The organism is Williamsia sp. D3, from assembly GCF_000506245.1.
GTDB lineage: Bacteria > Actinomycetota > Actinomycetes > Mycobacteriales > Mycobacteriaceae > Williamsia > Williamsia muralis.
Window position 1 is genome coordinate 100,106 of the sequence record NZ_AYTE01000046.1, and the last position, 20,035, is coordinate 120,140.

Genomic DNA, 20,035 nt, shown 5'->3' on the forward strand with positions numbered 1-20,035 from the left:
GAGGACTTCGGAAGTGACCATCGCCAAAGGTCGGGGAGACCTGGGATATCGGGCGGCCAAAGTCGCGCGTGTTCCTCTGCGCGTCCTCGACGGCGCGGGCGACCAGATGTCGTTCTATGGCCGCGCGATCGGCTGGTCGCCGCGCACCATTCGCCGTTACCCCAAAGAGCTGCTCCGGCTTCTCGCCGAGGTGGCATTCGGGTCCGGTGGACTCGCGGTCATCGGCGGCACCATCGGTGTGATGGTGCTGATGTCGGGATTCACCGGTGTCGTCGTCGGTCTGCAGGGCGCCAACGCGCTCGATCAGCTCGGGTCTCAGGCCCTCACCGGGTTCCTGGCGGCCTATGCCAACACCCGTGAGGTCGCCCCGCTCGTCGCCGGACTTGCTCTCTCCGCAACTGTCGGTTGTGGTTTCACCGCTCAGCTCGGCGCCATGCGCATCTCCGAGGAGATCGACGCACTCGAGACCATGGCCGTGCCGTCCATTCCGTTCCTTGTCACCACCCGCGTGCTGGCCGGCTTCATCGCCGTCATCCCGCTGTACGTGCTGGGTCTGCTGTCGGCCTACTTCGCCTCACGGCTGATAGCCACGCAGTTCACCGGGCAGTCGTCGGGCTCGTACGACCACTACTTCAATCTGTTCTTGCCACCTGCGGACGTCCTCTGGTCGTTCGGCAAGGTCATGATCTTCGCGTTCGTGATCATCCTGGTGCACTGCTACTACGGCTACTACGCCACCGGTGGTCCGGCCGGCGTCGGCGTGGCGGTGGGTCACGCGGTGCGTGCGGCTCTGGTGATCATCGCGGTGCTCGACTTCTTCCTGGGCCTCGCAATCTGGGGGACCACCACCTCCGTGCGAGTAGGGGGATAACCGATGAAAGCTCTTCGCCGCCGGGCTCTGGGTCTGGTGTTCTTCATCGTTGTCATCTTGTTCCTGACGTTGACGATCATGCAGTACAACAAGTCGTTCACGAAGTTCGTCGACATCAAGCTGGCGACCAGTTCGGCCGGAAATGCGTTGCCGGCCAACGCCGACGTCAAGGCTCGTGGCCTGATCGTGGGGCAGGTACGCAGTGTCGAACCGGACATCAAGGACGGCTCGGTTGTGGTGACCCTCGGGCTGCAGCCGGACAAGGTCAAGATGCTGCCCACCGACACCACGGCCAGGATCTTGCCGAAGACCCTCTTCGGTGAACGCTATGTCGCGCTGCAGGTGCCCGACGGTCAAGAGGGATCGCCGAGCAATCACCTGACCAACGGCGACACCATCGACGAGGATGTGTCGGGTAACGCGGTGGAACTGCAACAGCTGTTCGACCAGTTGCTGCCGGTGCTCGACGCGATCCCGCCGGCCGACCTCAACATCACGCTGTCGGCGCTGTCGAAGGCGTTGTCGGGCAACGGCGAACGTCTGGGCACGAGCTTCGAGCAGCTCAACACGATCTTCAAGGACATCAACGCGAACATGCCTGAACTGCAGGGCACGCTGCGTGGCCTGGCCAGCTTCTCTGAGACCTATTCCGAGGCACTGCCCGATCTGGTGGACTCGCTGGACAACCTGCGCACGACCACCAACACGCTCTATGAGCGTCAGGGCGACCTCCGCACACTGATCGCCTCGGTGACCCAGGTTGCGGTGGACGGCACGAACTTCCTGACCACAAACCGGAAAGACCTCGTGGACTTGGCAATTCAGTCTGAGCCGCTGCTGACCGCGCTGGCGAGGTACTCGCCGACCTTCGGCTGCACGTTCAAGAACTTCGCGGGATTGGTCCCCGAGGCGAACGTCATCACGGGCAAGGACACCGAGAACCCCGGTGTGCGCGTGAACCTCCAGTTCGTCAACCCGCGTGGTCGTTACCTTCCGAACCAGGACGAACCACGACTGTTCGACCAGCGCGGACCGATCTGCTACCCGCAGGCCCGCAACGGCCGGCCGTTCCCGCAGTACCCCTACGGGTCGGTCAATGACGGTTCGTACCAGCCCCCGTCGCGGAACGCCGGTCCTCGAGACCTGCCCGTCCTGCCCGAGCCGCAGTTCTCCGGTATCCCCTCGGGGACGATCGGTGAGGCCGAGCAGCAGCAGGATCCGCCGACCAACTACAGCGATCCGAGGAACAAACTCCAGGTGCGCGCCATCGTTGCGGCGTCATCCGGCAAGGACCCGGCCGAGATACCGGGATGGATCACGATGGTCGCGGCACCGACGATGCAGGGACAGCAGGTGAGCATTCGATGAAGAGTCTTGTCGGACCCCTCGTCAAGCTGATCGTCTTCTCCGTCATCACGGTTCTCGCCACCTCGGTCCTCGCCTTTGCGGTGGCCAACGGTGGTGGCGGTGGCGGCACCGATTTCAAGGCGATCTTCACCGACGCCACCCAGGTCGCCAAGGGCGACGACGTCCGCATCGCCGGCGTCCGGGTGGGACAGGTCAGCGGAGTGGAGATCGTCAACCGCGACGAGGCCCAGGTCAGCTTCTCCGTCGACCGTGGCCGGCTGCCTGCCGGCGTGCGGGTCGCGATCAAGCTCCGTAACCTCACCGGCCAGCGGTACCTGTCCCTCGAGAAGGGGCCGGGCGACCCCGACGACACCATCGGCGGCGGCAGCACCATCGGTCTGCCGAACACCACCGAGGCCATCAACCTCACCGAGCTGTTCAACGGTTTCCGGCCGTTGTTCCAGCAGCTCACCGCCGACGACGTCAACAAGCTGTCGGCAGAGATCATCCAGGTGTTCCAGGGTGAGAGCGGCACGATCTCGGAGCTGGTCCGCGACACCGCCAGCCTCACCAACACGATCGCCGACCGCGACCAGGTGATCGGCACACTGATCGACAACCTGACCGTGGTGCTCAAGAACCTCAACGACCACGACGACCAGTTCACCGCGTTGCTGACGAACACCGAGAAGTTCGTCACCGGCCTTGCGGCACAGCGTGGTTCGGTCGGATCGGCGATCACTTCGCTGTCCAACCTGACGGCGGTGACGGCCTCGATCCTGCAGCCGACGCGCCCGTCCATCCAGGGCTCGATCGCTGCGCTCAACGATCTCGGGCAGACCGTTGTGCAGCGCCAGGACGAGATCAAGCAAACATTGACCAACCTGCCGGTGAAGCTCCAGAAGATCGGGCGGGCAGCCACATTCGGTTCGTGGTTCCAGTTCTACCTCTGTGGACTGGATGTCACCGCGGGGAACGGCACCAGCAGCTTGCTGACGCAGCCGCTGATCCCGCTACCCGACATCAACCACGTCCTGTACACCAGCGCAGCTACCCGCTGCTGGGCGAACGAGGATCCACCGTGAACGAGATGACCCACCATGCAAGGCGAGAAGGGGAGGTGAGCAAGTGAGCGACCGTTCCAGTTCCGGACGTAGTCCGGTCACCGTGGGTTTCATCGGCATCCTCGTGCTGCTGATGCTGTCGACCTCTGCGTTCTTCCTCAACTCGCTGCCGATGATCGGTGCCGGTGTCATCTACTCCGCCGACTTCTCCGAAGCAGCCGGTCTCAAACCGGACGCCGAGGTGCGAGTGGCCGGGGTCAAGGTCGGCAACGTGCGCGCCGTCGAACTCGACGGCGAGAAGGTCCGCGTCGACATGCAGGTCAGCAAGGCCTGGATCGGCAACCAGACCACGGCGTCGATCCAGATCAAGACTGTCCTGGGCCAGAAGTACATTGCGCTCGATCCGCAGGGCAGTGAACTCGCCGATCCCAAGGACGTCATCCCGCTGAGTCGTACCACCTCGCCGTATGACGTGATCGAGGCGTTCTCCGACGCCGCCGATCAGATCGAGGAAGTCGACACCAACCAGCTGGCGACCAGCATGCGCACGTTGTCGGATGCCTTCTCGGGCACGCCGGCCGACCTGCGTGCCTCGCTCGACGGGCTCACCCGGCTGTCGGAGACCATCGCGAGCCGCGACCAGAAGGTCCAGGAACTGTTGGAGGCGACCAAGGACACCTCCAAGATCCTCGCCGACCGCAACCAGGAGTTCGAGCGGTTGATCAACGGTGCGGGCCAGTTGCTCGAGGAACTGAACAATCGTCAGCAGTCGATCTCACGGCTGCTCTCGAGCACGATCACGCTCTCCGATGCCCTCAGCGGAATCGTCAAGGACAACCAGGAGCAGATCGGCCCGACGCTGGAAACTCTGCGTCAGGTGATCGAGATCCTCAACGACCAGAACGAGAACCTGCGTCAATCGCTCACGTACATGGCACCAATGTTCCGGTTGTATGCCAACGTACTGGGTAACGGTCACTGGTTCGAGGGAATCATCACCAATCTCTTACCCCCCAGTTTGCCGCAGCAAAACACCACTCGCCTGCCTGTCAAACAGAAGCAATTCGACAACGGCACGAACAGTACGTCGGGCCGCTAGGTTAGACGGCGAAACCCTGGCCAGGGACAGATGTGCTCTGCGGCACCTGACGCTATGTGGCGCTGGTAGTCCCGCATTCGGTGCCCACGATATGTGGTCGGCAAACCGATCCACAGGCTGACCATGGCTCTAACGACCGGCGGCACAAGAGATTCAAGTCCAAGTGGCAAGTAACCCGACGAGCCTTGCCGTCGAGAGCACTTCGCGGTAGCGGTCCGCGACCAGGATTGATAACGACCGCCGCTGTGGCTGATCCGGGCCAGCAAACAATTCGTTGACTGTTAGTCAACCAATGTCCTACTCTGAAGGGGCATCGGAGTCGCAGGCGATCGCGTGCGAGCACTTACGTTCGCCGATTCCGATTTACGTCTACGTAGGTAGGAGATGACAGTGGCTACTCGTCCTGCTCAATATGGTGTGGAAGCCGGTCGCATCGCGCCTGCTCTGATCGCGCATTGGGTAGTCAAGTCCACCAGGCGAACTGAGCTGATTGACTGGTATGGCCGGGTTTTCGGTGCACGCGTGGTCCATGACGATGGGCAGGTGACTTTTCTGACCTGGGATGATGAGTCTCATCGCCTCGCCATCGTCTCGGTTCCCACCGTGGTCCGGTACCTGTTCCCGTTCGCCAAGCTGCGACGCAAAGTGCTTGGTCTCGACCACATCGCTTTCACCGTTCCCACCCTCGAGGGACTCCTGGAAGATTACGTCCGGCTCAAAAGGCAGGGCGTCAGGCCTGTTTGGGCGATCAATCACGGGCCCACGATCTCGTTGTACTACGAGGATCCTGACGGCGTGCGTCTTGAGTTCCAGGTCGAGAACTTCCCAACGCCAGAAGAGACGGCCGAGTTCTTCTCCAGCAACGAGTTCAGCGAGAACCCGATCGGTGTGAACATCGACCCTGACTATCTGCTCAGTCAGCTCCGAAACGGCGCCACGCAGGAATCTTTGAGGCGCCGCGAGGCGGGGGTCCGTCCCGGTCGCAAAATCGTCGCAAACAAGAAAACACTGAACTTCAGGACGTTGTGAGTAAACAAGAGCTGGTGGAGGTCGAAGTCCGTTGAGCACAAGCGTGATACGCACAGCCGAGGATTGGTGGCGGGTCGAGGGTGAGGTCGCGACTCGCGTGGACACGGCCGCAACCACGACGGCCGAGCTGCTGGAAGACCGTCCGGCGGTAGAAGCTGCGGTCGGCGGGGACACACCTGTCGGCACGCTAGCGCCGGTGTCACCGGTCACCGCGCCGTGCCGGGTGGTTGCTCAGTTGCTGAACTACCGGTCACACGCCATCGATGCCGGCGCCGACGTGGACAACCTGCAGCCGACCTTCTTTCGCAAATCGTCCGCATCGATCAGCGGCCCCACCGACCCGATCTGTCGACCACCCGAGGTCGGATTGCTCGACTACGAGATCGAATTGGGTCTCGTGATCGGCGCGCACGTTCCGATCAACCAGGTGGTGACCCCGGAGTCGTTGAGCGAGTTCGTGGCCGGGATCGTCGTGACCAACGACGTAAGCGCCCGGGAGATACAGCTGACGAAGGTGCAGGTCTACGAGAGCAAGTCGTACCCGACATTCACCCCTGTCGGCCCACGTCTGGTGCTGCTGGGACCAGATGAGTTCGCCCGCATCCCCGAACTTCGGATGACGCTCTCAGTCAACGGCGAGGTACGACAAGATCAACTCATCGGTGACGACCTTCTCACCCCACCTGCGGCTGCGCTGACCCGGCTCGCACGCTTCCAGACATTGTCACCCGGGGACCTGCTGCTCACAGGAACACCCATCGGAACGGCAATCTCGGCGCCTCCCGCCATCGTGCAGAAGATCGGCGAACTACTGCCCGCGACGATCAAGTGGAAATTGTTCTTCTCCCGCCAGGCACGCAACCCAAAATACCTGTCCACGGACGACGTGGTCACCGCACGTATCGCGACCGCTGACGGCGACATCGACCTCGGAACGCAAACCAATGTCATCCGGTGACCTCAGCTTTGGCACGCGGGCGGGCCGGACCGAGCTCGTTCGGTCGTTGTAGGCAAGGCTCGGAGACGGGGGATTCGATGTCAGTGATTGTTGCGATCGCGTCGGGGTTGTTGGCAGTCGTGGTGGCGGTCACCGGCATTCTCAAAGTTGTTGGGCACGAATCTATGCGGGACAACGCCGAGCACTTCGGTTTCAGTATGCAAGCGTTCAAGTTGCTGGGCCTGGCGGAGATTGCGGGCGCAATCGGTCTCATCGCAGGAAACTGGTGGACCGCACTCGGGGTGATCAGCGCCCTGGCCATCCTGCTGCTTCTGGTCGGAGCAGCCATTCTGCATCTGCACGTGGACAAGAGTGTCAAACCCGCTGCGCCAGCTGTACTGTGCGGCGCCCTCGCGGCCTTCGTCGCTGCCGGCTGGATAGTCGGCTGACCCACCGGACGCGACAAGAGCCACTGCGTCCTCGTCAGTTTTACATTTCGGGTTCCCCGATTTAGGAGATAGTTGTGAATGTCCGTACTGCTTTGGTAACCGGGGCATCCTCGGGTATTGGTCAGGCCACCGCCGAACGATTGGTCGCAGAGGGCTTTCGGGTGTACGGCACCAGCCGGAACCCCGCTGAGATTCCCGATGGCGCGCGTATCGAGGGCGTGCGTTATGTGCGGCTCGAGTTGGGAAGCGTCGACAGCGCGGAGCAGTGCATCGCAGAGGTGGGCGCGGTGGACGTGTTGATCAACAATGCCGGTGAGAGCCAGAACGGTCCGCTCGAAGATTTGCCGATGGACGCGATCGAGCGCCTCTTCACCGTCAATGTGCTTGCGCCGGTGCGGCTGACGCAGCTTGTGCTACCCGGGATGCGACAACGCGGATACGGGCGGGTGGTGATGGTCGGATCGATGTTGGCCAGCTTCCCGCTGGCGTACCGGTCGTCGTACGTGGCATCCAAGGCCGCATTGAAGGCCTTCTCGACGGCAGCGAGGGGTGAAGTCGCCCCGTTCGGCGTCAGATTCATCACCGTGGAGCCGGGCTCGATCAACACAGGCATCAGTGAGCGCCGCACCAAGTACATCGCCGACGACTCGGTGTATCGCCCGGCTTTCGAGAGGGTGCTCGACGCCCTCGATCGGAATGAAAAGCGTGGGATTTCCGCCGAACGCGTTGCGCAGACAATAGTCTCGGCGGTTCAACATCGACGCCCGCGCTCCTTCTACGCCGTCGGAAGCCGTGCACCTCTTGCGTTTGCGGCCCGCAGGGCGCTGACCGAAGGTGGCGTCAATCGGCTCAGCAATTGGTCGCACGGCCTTCGCCGCTGATACGACTTTGGCGGGTGGGCGGTGTTACCCACCCGCTTAGTCATGAGCGAACTGCGCTCTCTGGGTGACCGGGGCAGTTGGTTCCGGGTGCGGCTGCCGGACCCTTCAGGATGCGATGTCGAGTACTGCGGCCACGATGGCATCGGAGTCGATGTGGTGATAGCGATACACATCCTCGAGGGAACCGGCTTGGCCGAAGCCCGAGACGCCCAGAGCGATGCTCTTGACGTGATTGATCGATGGTAGGAACGACATTGCGTTCGGATGTCCATCCAGGACGGTGACCATCGGGGCCGCCTTGTCCGGGGGGAACACCTGATCCAGGATCCAGGAAGGACCAGCACTTTGTCCGCGGCGGGCCTGTTTGGCCTCGAACAGCAGGCTCAGACTGGTGACGCACACGATCTCGGCGGCCGTTCCCATATCGGCGAGTCGGTCTGCCGCAGCGATCGCCTCGGAGACCATGGCGCCCATGGTCACGATCGTTGCCGCCGGGTTACGTTGAGCCCGTAGCGTGTAGGCGCCGGCAAGTACGTGCGCACGGCGGCGTTCGCGGGCCGCAGGATCTGAGGGCACTTCGGCCAGAGCCTGTTCCACCGGACGAGTTGACAGCCGAAGGTACGCCGATCGTCCCTCGGGTGTACCCAACTGCGAGATGCACTTGAGCAGAATCCATTCCACGTCGATGGCGAACGCGGGCTCGTAGCTGACACATCCAGGTTGTTCGAGGCCGATTGACGGCGTCTTGATCGACTGATGGGCCCCGCCCTCGGCGGCCAGACTCACCCCAGAGGGCGTGCCGACCAGAATCGATTGACCCCCAGCGTAAATCCCGTACGACCAAGGCTCCAGCGCGCGCTCAACGAAAGGGTCGTAGAGCACGCCGATCGGAAACAGGCGCTCACCCCACCGGCTCCAGGTCGTACCCAACTCCCCGATCAGACCGACCAGGTTGGTTTCGGCGATCCCCAACTCCATGTGCTGGCCCGTCGGGTTCTCCCGCCAATGCATGATGGTTTCACCGTCGTCGTCGAACCAGTTTCGTCGCTCGGAGGGAGACCACACCCCGACCTTGTTCAGCCAGCCCGCCAGGTTCGTCGTGGAGCTGACATCAGGACTGACTGTGACCACGCGTTTGGCCACATCCGGCGCTTCGCGTGAGAGGTCGAGCAGGGCTCGTCCCAGAGCAGCCTGGGTGGTGGATTTCGTGGTCGGGGTTCGACCCATATCAGAGGGGAATCCGAGCTCGGATGGGACGGGAACAGGTCTGCGCTGCAACCGTTTCGCTGCCTCCCGGCACACGATCCCGGCGGGTGATTGTTCGTCGAATCGGCGCCACGGGTGGGTCGGGTCTTCGCCGAGTTGCTTGGCCAGTGCGGTGAACTGGGCGGGGCTCAACAACGAGGAGTGGTTTTGGGGATGGCCTTGTGTGGGTAGCCCGTGGCCCTTGATGGTGTAGGCGATGATTACGGTTGGTCGGTTGTCGTCGATCTGGTTGTAGGCCTGGCGCATCGATTCGAAGTCGTGCCCGCCCAAGTTCGCTATCGCTTGCACCAAGGTGGTGTTGTCCAATTCGCCGATGAGGCCGGCGATTGAGCCCGCCTCGGGTGAGTTGCCGGGCAGTCGAGTGCGGATCTCGTCGGCGTCACACCGCAGCAGGCGTTGGTATTCGGCGTTGGGCATCTGCAGGATGCGGGTTCGTAGTGCATCACCGCCGTCACGGCTGAACAGTTCCTCAAGCAACCGGCCGAATCTGACCGTGATTACCTGCCAGCCTGCCGCGGCGAACATCGCTTCGAGCCGATTGGCGGCGATGTTGGGCACCACGCGGTCGAGAGACTGTCGGTTCATGTCGACGATCCATACGATCTCGCCGAGGGCTTCGACAGAAGGATCCAGGATTGCTTCCCACACCGCGCCTTCGTCGAGTTCGGCGTCGCCGACCAAGGAATACTGACGCCCGGTGCCGGTGGTTGCCAGGGTCGTGTCGACGTAGCGTCGAGCAATCGCTCCCCAGATCGGTGCTGTCGCACTGATTCCCACCGACCCGGTGGAATAGTCGACCGGATCGGGGTCTTTGGCTCGGCTCGGGTAGCTTTGCAGGCCACCGAACTCGCGCAGCGTGGACAGGTACTCCTCGTCGAGAAGACCGAGAAGGTAGTTGATGCTGTGCAGGACCGGTGAGGCGTGCGGTTTGACAGACACCCGGTCGTCGGCGCGTAGTTGCTCGAACCACAACGAGGTCATGATTGTCACCATGGACGCTGAAGATGCTTGGTGGCCACCGACCTTGAGGCCCGAAGTGTTCGGACGAACATGATTGGCGTGGTGGATGATGGCTGTCGAGGTCCAGAGCACACGCTGCGCAATCAGCGAGAGCGGATCGTCGGGGGTGCCTGCGGTGTCATTTCGGGGGTGTTCGGTCACGTCAAGGTCCTCCTGGGGACGACAGCAGTGGGGTCCCCTGACAGTGATCCGGCAGTCGAGAACAGGAGATGGTTGTTATCGACGTTGCCGAACCACTGCCAAGGCGAGCACGTGCCGCGCGGCAGCGCCATGGACCGGATTGCGGTCATCTGCGACGGCCAGGGGTGTGCAAAACCGTCGACCAAGTCGATCACGGGGGTTAGAATTGTGCAAACATCCGCCCGGCCGCTATGCACATTGCACAGCCAGTGCCTCGTCGGAGTAGGGAAACGTGGGCAATATGGCAACGACGGTGATCGCCGACGACATCGACGGTCGTTTGCTACGCGCGGTCATCAGCGATCCACGGGCTGCTGCTGTGACCTTGGCGCAGCGGGTCGGGGTATCACGCAATACCGTGCAGGCACGCTTCAACAAATGGGACAGTCAGGCCGCATTGTGGGGGTTTGATCGCCGTGTCGCGCCGGCGTTCCTCGGATATCCGCTGCGGGCGTATGTCTTCACAAAGGTGAAGCAGCGACGTCTGGCGCCTGTGGCTGAGGCTCTGCGAGAGGTTCCCGAGGTCACGTCGGTCGACGGGCTCAGCGGAGGTAGCGATCTGCTCATCCAGGTGGTGGCCAGAGACGCCGATGACCTCTACCGCATCGCCGGAACCATCCTCGACATCAAGGGTGTGAAACGAACCACCACCTCGCTGGTGATGCGTGAGCTCATCGAACACCGGGTAGGCCAGCTGATCCCCGACGCGTAGCCGTCGACCCCCATTCCATCAGCCCGGTCTACCGGGCGATTGCGTCGTCGCCGACGAGTGGCGCCAGGTGCCGAAAAAGCCGGTGGTGCAGAGCAATCGACCTTAAGCTCTGGGGATGGACGTTGTACCGAGACATCTCGTGGGGATGACTGTCGCTCTTGCGCGTCGATATCATCGAATGGAGATCGATCAGCGCTGCCACATGCCTGAAGGGCCGGTACTGTTCGTGGCCAATCACGGGTTCGGCGGAGTGTTCGACCTCAACGTGCTGGCTTTCGCCGCGGCGTATGAACGGCTAGGTGAGCGTCGTCGAGTCTCGGTCCTGACCCACGCCATTGCCTGGAAGCTCGGTGTCGGCAAGCTGGTCAACATGTTCGATGGGATACCCGCCGACCACGACACAGCATTGCGCGCGCTGGACTCGGGTGATCACGTCCTCGTCTTCCCCGGGGGTGACGTCGACGGCTTCAAGTCATGGAGGAATCGCAACAAGATCATGTTCGAAGGTCGGACCGGCTTCGCGCGGCTGGCCATCGACGCCGATGTCCCGATTGTTCCCGTGGTCACCGCCGGCGCGGGGGAGTCGTTGTTCGTCCTGAGTAGCGGACGAAGCGCTGCACAAAGAGTTGGTCTCGACAAGGTGTTGCGGCTGAAGACCTTTCCTGTCACCGTCTCAGTGCCGTGGGGCCTCAATGCTGGGTTCGTCGGGTTAGTGCCGTATCTGCCTTTGCCCACGAAGATCACAACCACCGTGCTCCCAGTGATGCGTGCTGAAGATGGAGAGAATGCCGAAGTCCTCAGCCGACGTGTTCATGCAGTGATGGATCAAGAGCTCACCGCGATGACGGCCAACCGCATCCCGCTGATCGGATAGCAAACCAGGCGGCGACCGCGCGTGGTGATCAGAGGGGAACGGAACGTCAACGAATGGGGGCGGGGGCTACTTCAAGGACGCCAGCGCGGCCGCGATATCCGCGCCTGGGTCGAGCACGCTCGCCGACGACAGACACGCAACAATGAGCGATTCCATCCATTTCACCAGCTGGGGGAGATCGAAATCGTCGGGGTTGTTGAGCCACTGGATGCTCGCTTCATCAATCGCGCCGACCGTCACACGCCCAACGAACCGCAGTGCACGGTTGTTCTGATCGAGGCCGAGCAGCATCGCGAGCCCGCCGAGCACATCCCAACGAGCGGCCTCATAGATCTCCCACGCTTGAGGGTCCGCGCTGCGACCGCCCAGCACCAGGCGCAGAGCCAGGCCTCGGTGGTCCCGTAAGTACGTCAGGTGCTGTTCGAGGGCCGACCGCAGCAGTTCGCCTGCAGAGGTTCCGGTCACTGCAGCAAAAGCGGCGTTCATCTGCTCCGCCGAGGCACGTACTGCCTCGAGGTAGATGCCGCGCTTGCTCTTGAAATAGTGAAAGAGCAGTCCATGGGCAACCCCTGCCCGCTCGGCAATGTCGGCCACTGTCACCTGGTCGTAGTCGTTCTCGGCGAACACCTCGACGGCGATCGAGATCAGCCGCTGTTTTGTTTCCGCCTTCTGGGCCGCGCGCTTACCGAGTTTGACAGCTGAAGGTTGGGACACCACATACCTCCATCAGTTCTCCTTGAGCGCCAGCGTCTTCGCCTCAGTGCGGCTGTCACGTCCGCGGCGTGGCACACCATTGTTGCCCACGCCCCCAGACACCACCGATCCTAACGGGACAGCGGGTGGCAACGCCGCGCCATCGATAGGGCGCATCATCAGACATCCCCGGGCGACGAGCCCTGCACGTTGCGCGTACTGCCTACGTCGGCCGGTGGATCTGAGGGCCAGACTAAACCGGTTCTCGAAGCGTTCCCGGCCCCAGATCCACGGGGAGTCTCGACCAGCCGTGCAGCACACGGGTGTCGCGTCGGATTGCGTCGCCTGCCGAGGTGATGTGGGGAAACCGTTCGAACAGGGTTTTTAGGCCTACCTCTGTCTCCGCTTTTGCCAGCGAGGCGCCGAGACAGTAGTGGCGGCCGCCTGAGAACGACAGGTGTTTGTTGGCGTTCTCGCGGGTGACCTCGAAGCTGTATGGATCGTCGAACACCTCGGGGTCGCGGTTGGCTCCGGCGAGAATGAGAACGACATGGTCGCCTTGCCCCAGAGATCGGCCTTCGAGCGTCAGATCATGTTTCGCCCTGCGAGCGGTCAGTTGGACCGGGGATTCCAGACGGAGCATCTCCTCGACCGCGTTCGGCCACAGTGCAGGATCTTGCCGCAGAATGCTGAGCTGGTCAGGGTTGTCGAGGAGGAGGCGAATGCCGTTTGCGAGCAGGTTGACAGTGGTCTCGAAGCCCGCGGCCAGAACCAGCCCCGCGGTGGCGCGAAGCTCTTCGTCGGTGAGCCCGACGCCCTCCTCGGTTGCCATGATCAGCTCGCTCATCAGATCGTCGCCAGGGTTGCGGCGCAGCTCAGCGAGGTGGTCGGCCAACCATGCGTCAAAGCGCTCCAGGCCGACTTCGACACGCCTGAACTGATCCCAGGACAATCCGATATCAAGGCTGGGAGCTGCCTGTTCTCCGAACTCCAGAACGCGCTGACGTTCGTTGTCTGGGACGCCCAGAATGGTGCTGATCACGGCGATCGGGAGCTGCGCGCAGTACTTGCTGATGATGTCGATCTGGCCGGCGCCGGAACCGATTTCGTCCAGGAGGCTGTCTGCGTTGCCCTGCACCATCTCGCGCATCCTGGCAACCGCTCGTGGGGTGAACACCGAGGAGACCAATTTCCGGTACCGGGTGTGCTCGGGTGGTTCGACCGCCAGCAGCGAGGGCGGTTTGAGCGGGTGAAGGGCAGTCGAACGGGTCCTTGTCTCGACCCACCGCAGCGGTCCTGGCAGATTGGCGCCGAGTTCCGTCACCCGAAAGTCATCTGATCGCAGGAGGTCGTGTGCGAGGCGATGAGACACCGAGATGTAGTTGATCCGCGTTTTGACCAGTGGCCCTGAGGCTCTGATTGTTTCGAACACCTGTTGTGGATTCGCTCGGGCGACTGGATCGGCAAGCAGCATCGCCTGCACATCGCCGCCACGCGCCGCACTGGTCAACATACGGCGCACAACGCCGTGCGCGGCAATCCACCTGAGTCGAGTCTTCATGGCTGTGACCCTTTCGCTGGCGGGCATCGTCCCGCGAATCCGTCAGCAGTGTGTTATTCGACCAGTTCGCTGAGCTTGTCCAGCGACTTGTCGAGCTGTTTGCTGAACGCCTTCTGGATGATTTTTCCGAGAGGGCCGAACAGGATTGAGCTGTCGAAAATAATGTGCAGCGTTGCGTTGCAGGCATTGTCACCGTTGGGTTCGACGGTGAAATCGAGCTGCACCGTCGACCCAGTGCTCCCGGACCCTTCCAATTGCACATAACGGGGTGCGTCGTAGGCGGACGTGGTGAAGTCGATGGTGTCCACGACACCTTTGATGGTGACCACCTCCACGATTTTGGTACCAAGGCCCAGTTCTGTAGGTGGCTCGGCGCCCCACCGGGTGTGCAGCGTGTTCCATTCCTCGAATCGGGAGGGGTCAGAGATCACCGCCCAGGCCTTTTCTTGGCTGGTGTGAAGTGTTCTGGTGGTGGTGATCTCGGGCATCGCTACTCCTGGATGTCTGTGACTGACGGATGATGACGTGTCTGCCGGCGGGGAGATCCGCGCACGACGGCATGGGTCAGATGATGGCGGTGATGTGGTCGCGTTGGCCGAGCAGTGCTTTGCCGTAGGTTTCCATCGACACCTGCGGCAGCATGACCGCATGGCGCGCACCGACGTTCGAATCGCGCCAGATACGTTGCATGGCGTTGACTTCGGCGAAGCTCCCGGCACCAGAAGCATCGAGAAGTGTGTTGATGGCGCTGTTGATGCTGCGCAACGCCACAGCGGAATCCGCGCGCATTCTGGCCCTGGCGGCAAAGTCGGGGTAGATGTTCTGTTCGGCGTAACGCTGCACGTCAGCCGTCGCCCGGTATGCGTGAAGGTGGGCAGTATCGATCTTCGTGGCAGCATCGGCGATGAGCAGTTGAAACGCCACCGAATCCGCTTGACGTTCAATGTTGGTGTAGGCCAATGTCTTGGTGGCCGCCTTGGTCACCGCGAGATCGAGCGCAGCGCGGCCCAGGCCCAGTTGAGGCCCGACCAGCACGAGCACCAGCATCGGGCCAAACGCAGACCGGTAGAACGCAGAGTCGGGATGGTCGGCCATGTACGTACCCGACATCACCGGGAGCATGGAGATCAATCGATGGTCGGGTACGAACACGTCCTCGGCGACAATGGTGTTGCTACCCGAGGCGCGCATGCCGGCGACATACCAGGTGTCCTCAACCCGAACATCCGAGCGGGGGAGCAGGATCATTGCCTGGTCTTCTTCGTCGCCGTCGTCATCGAGCACCCACACTCCACCGCCCATCCACTCGGCGTGCAGGCTCGCCGATGCGTACGGCCACTGGCCGGTGACGCGGTATCCGCCGTCGACCTTTCGAGCGGTACCTCCAGGTGAGACCACACCGCACAGAATTTTGTCCGGTCCGTCAGCGTAGATCTCGTCGACCGTCTGGCGGGGATACATACACGTCGACCATGACTGGATGTTCGATAGTGTTGTGACCCAAGATGTTCCGCCATCGGCTTCGGCGATAAGCGCCGATAGCTCGAGCATGGACGTGAGCCCGGCTTCGAGTCCACCGTGACGTCGCGGAGCAGCCAAGCGGAATGCGCCCGCGTCTCGGAGGGCTTCGATGACTGCCGGATCCACCCGGCGTTCTCGCTCGTTGCCGGCCGAATGTTGTTTGATCAGCGGCAGCAGGTCTCTGACGCGGGCAAGCACGTCGCCAACAGAGTCGATCTGGGGTGATTGTGTTGTGGTCATGGTGTGGTCCTCCTGTGTTTCGCGGAATCGGTTGTAAGAGTGGCGTTTACCCGGCCAGCGTGCGGTAGCGCGACCGGTGAAAGACCAGCGGTGCACATTCCGGTGCCGCCTCGAACGTCTCGATCCGGAGTACAACGATCGTGTGGTCACCCGCTGAGAATTCTTCGTAGAGCGAGCAGACAAAGGTGGCGGCTGCGTCTTCTATGAGGACCGCACCTTCAGCGGTACGGCGAACAGGTATGCGCGCCAATCGTTGTGATGACTCGCCGCCGAACTGCACGCAGACGTGTTCGTGGGTATCGCCGAGAAAGCTCACCCCGACATGGGTGGCGCTCTGCAGGCCGGCCCACGTCCGTGATCCGTTCTGAACACAGAATGACAGCAGCGGTGGTTCGAGTGAAACCGACGTCAGTGAACTCACCAGCATCCCGGTTGGGTGGGGTTCGATATCGGCACATATTGCAGCAACGCCGCTGGGCAGGCATCCGAACGCGCGTCGCAAATCTGCCGCATCCTGGGCGGGAACGTCATTGCGACGGTTGGCCGATTCCTTGGGTGCGGCGTGGGTGGCGGTGGCGTCCATGGCACGACGGTATAGTTTCGTTGACTGTAAGTCAATGAAATTCTCGTTCGCTCTGGACGGTCGTTCCCGCGACACGTGAGCAGGGTGATCAGACGACTGCACAGGAGTAAGCGATGGCGAAGGTCCTGATTCCATGAGGTTGAGGGCACGGTCGACAATGCCCGCCTCGCTCAGTGAACTACGTGAATGTCGCAGTCGGCCTCATTTGAACGACATCAATTGCGGCACAGTTGAATTGCGGACGATACCTCTGTGTTGTCGCACTGGACCGTCTGCAACACCGACTCCGTGGGGCGATGCATTGGGTCGAGCGAGCATCGAATCTTGAACATGATGTGCGTTGTGGGCTTGACCATTCGATAAGTTGACTGCAAGCGGCACTTGTTAGTCCTGTGTCTTGTCGCTACGAACAATCGCTGACGCCAGAACGTCGGCGAGCGCGGGGTCGACGGCAGCGGCGATCAGGCGGGCGGCCGAGCCCAGCTGTTCGAGCTGGGCGGCGTCCATGGCGTCGACGACGAGCCGCCGTACCTCCTCGACGTGCGTGGGCGCAATACGCTGAAGCTCTTGCCAGCCCGTCTCGGTCATGAGTACTTCGGTTCGTCGGCCGGCGCCGCCGCACGACCGGCGCTCCACCCAGCCGGCAGCCTCGAGACGTGAGACTGCGTGCGACAGCCGGGACAGTGACCCCTTGGCCTCCACGGCCAGATCGCTCATCACGCTGACGTGTCCGGGAGCGTTCGACAATGACACCATCACGCTGTATTCGTAGAAGTTGATCCCGGCGACCTGTTTCAACTGCGTGTCGAGCTTGCCGGGCAGGGTCATCAGCACTGCGACGAGGGATGCCCAGTCGCGCTGTTGCTCGGGGGATAGCCACACGTCATCCTGCGTATCCGGGGTGTCGGTCACGCGATCATTCTAGCGAACTTGAATGTTCAACAACGAGGCGTATGGTTCAACTTGCACGTTCAAGTTGACAGCTCACCCAAGGAGAACCCATGACCCTCTTCCGTCTCGACGCCAGCATTCGAGTCGAAGGATCACACAGCCGGGCAATTGCCGACATCGTCGAACAGGAGTGGACGGCAGGGCATCCCGACGACCGGATCGTCCGGCGCCACGTCGGCACCGAGCCGATCCCCGCAACGACCTGGGCTACAGCTGCTTTCGCCGGCTACACCCCTGAGGATCAGCAGTCGCCCGAGCAACGCGAAGCGCTCGGTGTCGCGGCCGAACTGGCTGATGAGCTCATCGCGGCCGACGCTCTGCTGTTCGCTGTGCCGCTGTACAACTTCGGAGTGTCCCAACACTTCAAGACCTGGGTGGACACCGTCATGACCGACCCGCGCTTCAGTCCGGCAGCCGCTCCGGTTCTCGCGGGTAGGCCTGCGGTGCTCGTGACGGTCCAAGGTGGCAACTACGCGGCCGGGACACCACGCGAGGGCTGGGACCACGCGACCGGTTGGATGCGTCGCATCCTCGCCGATGTCTGGAGCCTGGACCTCGAGGTCGTCGAAACCGCGTTCACCCTCGTCGGTGAGAACCCGGCGCTCGACGAGTTCACGAATCTCGCCGCAACGCTTCGTAACGAAGCCGAGCAGCTCGCTCGGAAGCACGGACAGGCGCTTGGGGGCGCTCGCGTCTGAGGAAGCTAACTTGTGTCAAGTAAACGTGACACGGCGCAGGTAGAGCCACCAGGCGCCGGCTTCGATCACCGGAACTAACAAAGCGGCTGGCAACCACAGCTGTCGGCGCGACATGGACGGATGTGTGTCAATGGAGACCTGAACCCGCTGTTGCGGGCGAGGATTCGTTACTTGGTGCCCATGTTCGTTGATTTGGCTACCGCCGATTGCGTGAGCGCGGGATCGAGCGTCGCCATGGCGAGCTCGAACGCGGCATCCACTCGGTCGACGTCGCCGGTCGCGACAAGGTCGAGGTGCAGCCCCCTGAGCACAGCCAACACCAGCGTGGACAGTTGGCGTGCGGCCGCGGGATCGACCCCGTCGCTGATCAGTGGGGACTCGATCTGTGGCAGCCAATCGGTGACGATCGACTCTGTGAACCACCGATATTGCTCGGGGTGACGCAGCGCCAGGGCGTATAGCTCGAACAACATTCGGAACTGTCGGCCTTGCGCGGGGTCCAGCCACCGCCGCCAGAGGGTGCGAAGGGTCTGCGCCGGAGAAAGGTCGGCGAGTTCGGGATCGTCGCGGAGAGTTCTCAGCAGGTCGTCGTTGATAGACCGGCTGACCTCCTCGATGAGTGCCTCCTTGGTTCCGAACTGACGCACCACTGTTGCGATGGTGACTCCCATCGCGGATGCCAGCGGCCGCAGTGTCAGATCCGAGACGCCATGGTCGAGAACGTAGCGGGTGGCCGCGGCCACCAGCTCCGGGCGCCGGTGTGCCCAGCGAGCGGCACGACCATCAATCCCGATCTCGGTCTCGTCCTCTCGATCCATATCGCCACTGTAGTGGCGCCAATTTACCCGGATCGATCGATTGCCAAATCGATCGATGCGTGTAAATTCACAGTCATGTCACCTCTTCACGTCGTCCTTGTTCATGGCACCTGGGGCCGCGGTACCGAAACCTGGTGGGGGTCGGCCACGCAGGCATTCGCCGACCGCGGGTTCACTGTTCACACCCCGACCCTGCGCCATCACGAACTGCCCCGCGACGACGGTGCTCCCCTCATCGCCGGTCTGAGCCTGCTCGACTACACCGACGACCTGGTCGACTTCTGTGAGTCCCTCGACTCCCCGCCACTGGTCGTCGGACTCTCCATGGGTGGTCTACTGGTGCAGTTGGTCGCCGCACGTACCCCGACCGCCGGTGTCGTGGCCGCGGCTCCGGCACCCGCAGCGGGCATCTTCGCCGTATATCCGACCATGATCCGACTGTTCGGAACCCATTTCTTTCGACCGAGCGCACCGTGGCGACGTCCCCTGATGCCCACCACGGCTCGCTTTGAGATGATCGCGCAGCACCAGCCGCAAGAGCACGTGCGCGAACTCCTCGACGATGCGGTCGCCGAGTCGGGTCGCGCGTACTGCGAGATGAGCTTCCCGTACCTCGACCGACGTCACGCGGCGAGCGTCGACTTCGACGCGATCACCGCACCTGTTCTCGTGATCGGCGCCGAACAGGACAGAGCCGTCAACCCGAGGATCCCTCGCGCCACTGCCAGGCGATACCGCGACGCCGACCACGTCGAAATACCGGGAGCCGACCACGCACTCTTCGACCCGCCAACACTCGACAAAACCATGAACGCTATCGACGGCTGGATGACGACACGGTCCGTCTTCGCATGAATCCGGCCCGGGTGACTGCGTTGGGTTGACCACTGGGAACACTGTCAGCACGCAAGTTGTTGCCGCACACTGGGTCCAGGCCGCCTCTGAGAAGAAGTATTCAAGTTGATTTGACGAAGCGCTCATCGGTCCCGGATGCCGCGCGCACCGAACGGGCACCAGGTGATTACGGGACCCTCAACCAGTCGATCCAGTTGTCAGCGTTGGCGACGTCGGTACAGCCGTAAGTGTTTTGTGCGCTTTCGGGATCGTGCAGTTCCATGACCCTACAGACGCATTTCGAGCGCAGTTCGAATCAATCGAACTCAGCCACGTCTCTGGCGACTGGTATCGGTTCGCCGCAGGCTGGTGAGGATTTCGACAAAACCAACACCCGCTGGAATGCG

The 20,035-nt window shown here is 62.3% G+C and carries 20 protein-coding genes; 12 read left to right on the forward strand and 8 right to left on the reverse strand.

Translation table 11 applies throughout. The features are described 5' to 3' along the window. The first annotated feature begins 13 nt into the window (after nt 1-13). The 8 genes from W823_RS52980 (at nt 14) to W823_RS53015 (ending at nt 7,677) form a co-directional block, all read left to right on the forward strand. Nucleotides 14-871 carry an ABC transporter permease gene (locus tag W823_RS52980; protein ID WP_023962325.1) on the forward strand — a complete coding sequence of 286 codons (858 nt, stop codon included), beginning with the start codon at nt 14-16 and terminating at the stop codon, nt 869-871. A gap of 3 nt (nt 872-874) precedes the next feature. Next, nucleotides 875-2,239 (forward strand): MCE family protein, encoded by a 1,365-nt coding sequence (locus tag W823_RS52985; protein ID WP_023962327.1) that lies wholly within the window; start codon nt 875-877, stop codon nt 2,237-2,239. Continuing rightward, the gene (locus tag W823_RS52990; RefSeq protein WP_023962329.1) at nt 2,236-3,303 is read left to right on the forward strand and encodes an MCE family protein; all 1,068 of its coding nucleotides are present in this window, start codon (nt 2,236-2,238) and stop codon (nt 3,301-3,303) included. Before W823_RS52985 ends, W823_RS52990 begins: the two co-directional genes overlap by 4 nt. A 43-nt stretch (nt 3,304-3,346) precedes the next feature. Beyond that, nucleotides 3,347-4,381 carry an MCE family protein gene (locus W823_RS52995; RefSeq protein WP_023962331.1) on the forward strand — a complete coding sequence of 345 codons (1,035 nt, stop codon included), beginning with the start codon at nt 3,347-3,349 and terminating at the stop codon, nt 4,379-4,381. Between the two features lie 384 nt (nt 4,382-4,765). Further along, the gene (locus tag W823_RS53000; protein ID WP_081729925.1) at nt 4,766-5,410 is read left to right on the forward strand and encodes a VOC family protein; all 645 of its coding nucleotides are present in this window, start codon (nt 4,766-4,768) and stop codon (nt 5,408-5,410) included. A gap of 31 nt (nt 5,411-5,441) precedes the next feature. Then, nucleotides 5,442-6,368, forward strand: coding sequence for a fumarylacetoacetate hydrolase family protein (locus W823_RS53005; protein ID WP_023962335.1), 927 nt, complete (start codon nt 5,442-5,444; stop codon nt 6,366-6,368). 77 nt (nt 6,369-6,445) lie between these two features. Beyond that, nucleotides 6,446-6,796, forward strand: a complete 351-nt coding sequence (locus tag W823_RS53010) for a DoxX family protein (RefSeq protein ID WP_023962337.1) — start codon at nt 6,446-6,448, stop codon at nt 6,794-6,796. Between the two features lie 74 nt (nt 6,797-6,870). Then, nucleotides 6,871-7,677: an SDR family oxidoreductase gene (locus W823_RS53015; RefSeq protein ID WP_023962339.1), complete on the forward strand. Its 807-nt coding sequence runs from the start codon at nt 6,871-6,873 to the stop codon at nt 7,675-7,677. A 105-nt stretch (nt 7,678-7,782) separates the two neighbouring features. Here W823_RS53015 and W823_RS53020 read toward each other — a convergent pair whose 3' ends face one another. Then, nucleotides 7,783-10,104: a pyruvate dehydrogenase E1 gene (locus W823_RS53020; RefSeq protein WP_023962341.1), complete on the reverse strand. Its 2,322-nt coding sequence runs from the start codon at nt 10,102-10,104 to the stop codon at nt 7,783-7,785. 280 nt (nt 10,105-10,384) lie between these two features. Between W823_RS53020 and W823_RS53025 the strand changes: the two genes are divergently transcribed. Beyond that, the gene (locus tag W823_RS53025) at nt 10,385-10,855 is read left to right on the forward strand and encodes an Lrp/AsnC family transcriptional regulator (RefSeq protein ID WP_023962343.1); all 471 of its coding nucleotides are present in this window, start codon (nt 10,385-10,387) and stop codon (nt 10,853-10,855) included. Between the two features lie 202 nt (nt 10,856-11,057). After that, nucleotides 11,058-11,729: a 1-acyl-sn-glycerol-3-phosphate acyltransferase gene (locus tag W823_RS53030; RefSeq protein ID WP_235189664.1), complete on the forward strand. Its 672-nt coding sequence runs from the start codon at nt 11,058-11,060 to the stop codon at nt 11,727-11,729. A 66-nt stretch (nt 11,730-11,795) separates the two neighbouring features. Here W823_RS53030 and W823_RS53035 read toward each other — a convergent pair whose 3' ends face one another. The 6 genes from W823_RS53035 to W823_RS53060 all read right to left on the reverse strand — a co-directional run bounded on the left by W823_RS53035 (nt 11,796) and on the right by W823_RS53060 (nt 17,239). Then, complete coding sequence (locus W823_RS53035; protein WP_161634047.1) at nt 11,796-12,443, reverse strand: TetR/AcrR family transcriptional regulator; 648 nt, start codon at nt 12,441-12,443, stop codon at nt 11,796-11,798. Nucleotides 12,444-12,675: 232 nt separating this feature from the next. Continuing rightward, on the reverse strand, nt 12,676-13,983 hold the full coding sequence (locus tag W823_RS53040) for a cytochrome P450 (RefSeq protein ID WP_031333376.1): 1,308 nt from the start codon (nt 13,981-13,983) through the stop codon (nt 12,676-12,678). Between the two features lie 53 nt (nt 13,984-14,036). Further along, nucleotides 14,037-14,471: an SRPBCC family protein gene (locus W823_RS53045; RefSeq protein WP_023962351.1), complete on the reverse strand. Its 435-nt coding sequence runs from the start codon at nt 14,469-14,471 to the stop codon at nt 14,037-14,039. 76 nt (nt 14,472-14,547) lie between these two features. Continuing rightward, entirely contained in the window at nt 14,548-15,744 is a 1,197-nt protein-coding gene (locus W823_RS53050; RefSeq protein ID WP_023962353.1) for an oxidoreductase, read from the reverse strand. Between the two features lie 46 nt (nt 15,745-15,790). Then, nucleotides 15,791-16,327, reverse strand: a complete 537-nt coding sequence (locus W823_RS53055; RefSeq protein ID WP_023962355.1) for a flavin reductase family protein — start codon at nt 16,325-16,327, stop codon at nt 15,791-15,793. Nucleotides 16,328-16,711: 384 nt separating this feature from the next. Continuing rightward, a complete protein-coding gene (locus tag W823_RS53060) occupies nt 16,712-17,239 on the reverse strand; it encodes a MarR family winged helix-turn-helix transcriptional regulator (protein ID WP_023962357.1) in 528 nt (175 codons plus the stop codon). Nucleotides 17,240-17,328: 89 nt separating this feature from the next. On the opposite strand from W823_RS53060, the gene W823_RS53065 reads away from it, so the two are divergent. Next, on the forward strand, nt 17,329-17,976 hold the full coding sequence (locus W823_RS53065; protein ID WP_023962359.1) for an FMN-dependent NADH-azoreductase: 648 nt from the start codon (nt 17,329-17,331) through the stop codon (nt 17,974-17,976). Nucleotides 17,977-18,143: 167 nt separating this feature from the next. On the opposite strand, the gene W823_RS53070 is transcribed toward W823_RS53065, so the two are convergent. Continuing rightward, nucleotides 18,144-18,794: a TetR/AcrR family transcriptional regulator gene (locus W823_RS53070; RefSeq protein WP_023962361.1), complete on the reverse strand. Its 651-nt coding sequence runs from the start codon at nt 18,792-18,794 to the stop codon at nt 18,144-18,146. 75 nt (nt 18,795-18,869) lie between these two features. On the opposite strand from W823_RS53070, the gene W823_RS53075 reads away from it, so the two are divergent. Then, the gene (locus W823_RS53075) at nt 18,870-19,649 is read left to right on the forward strand and encodes an alpha/beta hydrolase (protein WP_023962363.1); all 780 of its coding nucleotides are present in this window, start codon (nt 18,870-18,872) and stop codon (nt 19,647-19,649) included. Nucleotides 19,650-20,035: the final 386 nt, after the last annotated feature.

Coding starts and splice junctions, on each gene's coding strand:
- W823_RS52985 (WP_023962327.1), top strand. CDS start 875: ATGAAAGCTCTTCGCCGCCGGGCTCTGGGTCTGGTGTTCTTCATCGTT.
- W823_RS52990 (WP_023962329.1), top strand. CDS start 2,236: ATGAAGAGTCTTGTCGGACCCCTCGTCAAGCTGATCGTCTTCTCCGTC.
- W823_RS53000 (WP_081729925.1), top strand. CDS start 4,766: ATGACAGTGGCTACTCGTCCTGCTCAATATGGTGTGGAAGCCGGTCGC.
- W823_RS53010 (WP_023962337.1), top strand. CDS start 6,446: ATGTCAGTGATTGTTGCGATCGCGTCGGGGTTGTTGGCAGTCGTGGTG.
- W823_RS53025 (WP_023962343.1), top strand. CDS start 10,385: ATGGCAACGACGGTGATCGCCGACGACATCGACGGTCGTTTGCTACGC.
- W823_RS53030 (WP_235189664.1), top strand. CDS start 11,058: ATGCCTGAAGGGCCGGTACTGTTCGTGGCCAATCACGGGTTCGGCGGA.
- W823_RS53040 (WP_031333376.1), bottom strand. CDS start 13,983: ATGAAGACTCGACTCAGGTGGATTGCCGCGCACGGCGTTGTGCGCCGT.
- W823_RS53045 (WP_023962351.1), bottom strand. CDS start 14,471: ATGCCCGAGATCACCACCACCAGAACACTTCACACCAGCCAAGAAAAG.
- W823_RS53050 (WP_023962353.1), bottom strand. CDS start 15,744: ATGACCACAACACAATCACCCCAGATCGACTCTGTTGGCGACGTGCTT.
- W823_RS53055 (WP_023962355.1), bottom strand. CDS start 16,327: ATGGACGCCACCGCCACCCACGCCGCACCCAAGGAATCGGCCAACCGT.
- W823_RS53065 (WP_023962359.1), top strand. CDS start 17,329: ATGACCCTCTTCCGTCTCGACGCCAGCATTCGAGTCGAAGGATCACAC.
- W823_RS53070 (WP_023962361.1), bottom strand. CDS start 18,794: ATGGATCGAGAGGACGAGACCGAGATCGGGATTGATGGTCGTGCCGCT.
- W823_RS53075 (WP_023962363.1), top strand. CDS start 18,870: ATGTCACCTCTTCACGTCGTCCTTGTTCATGGCACCTGGGGCCGCGGT.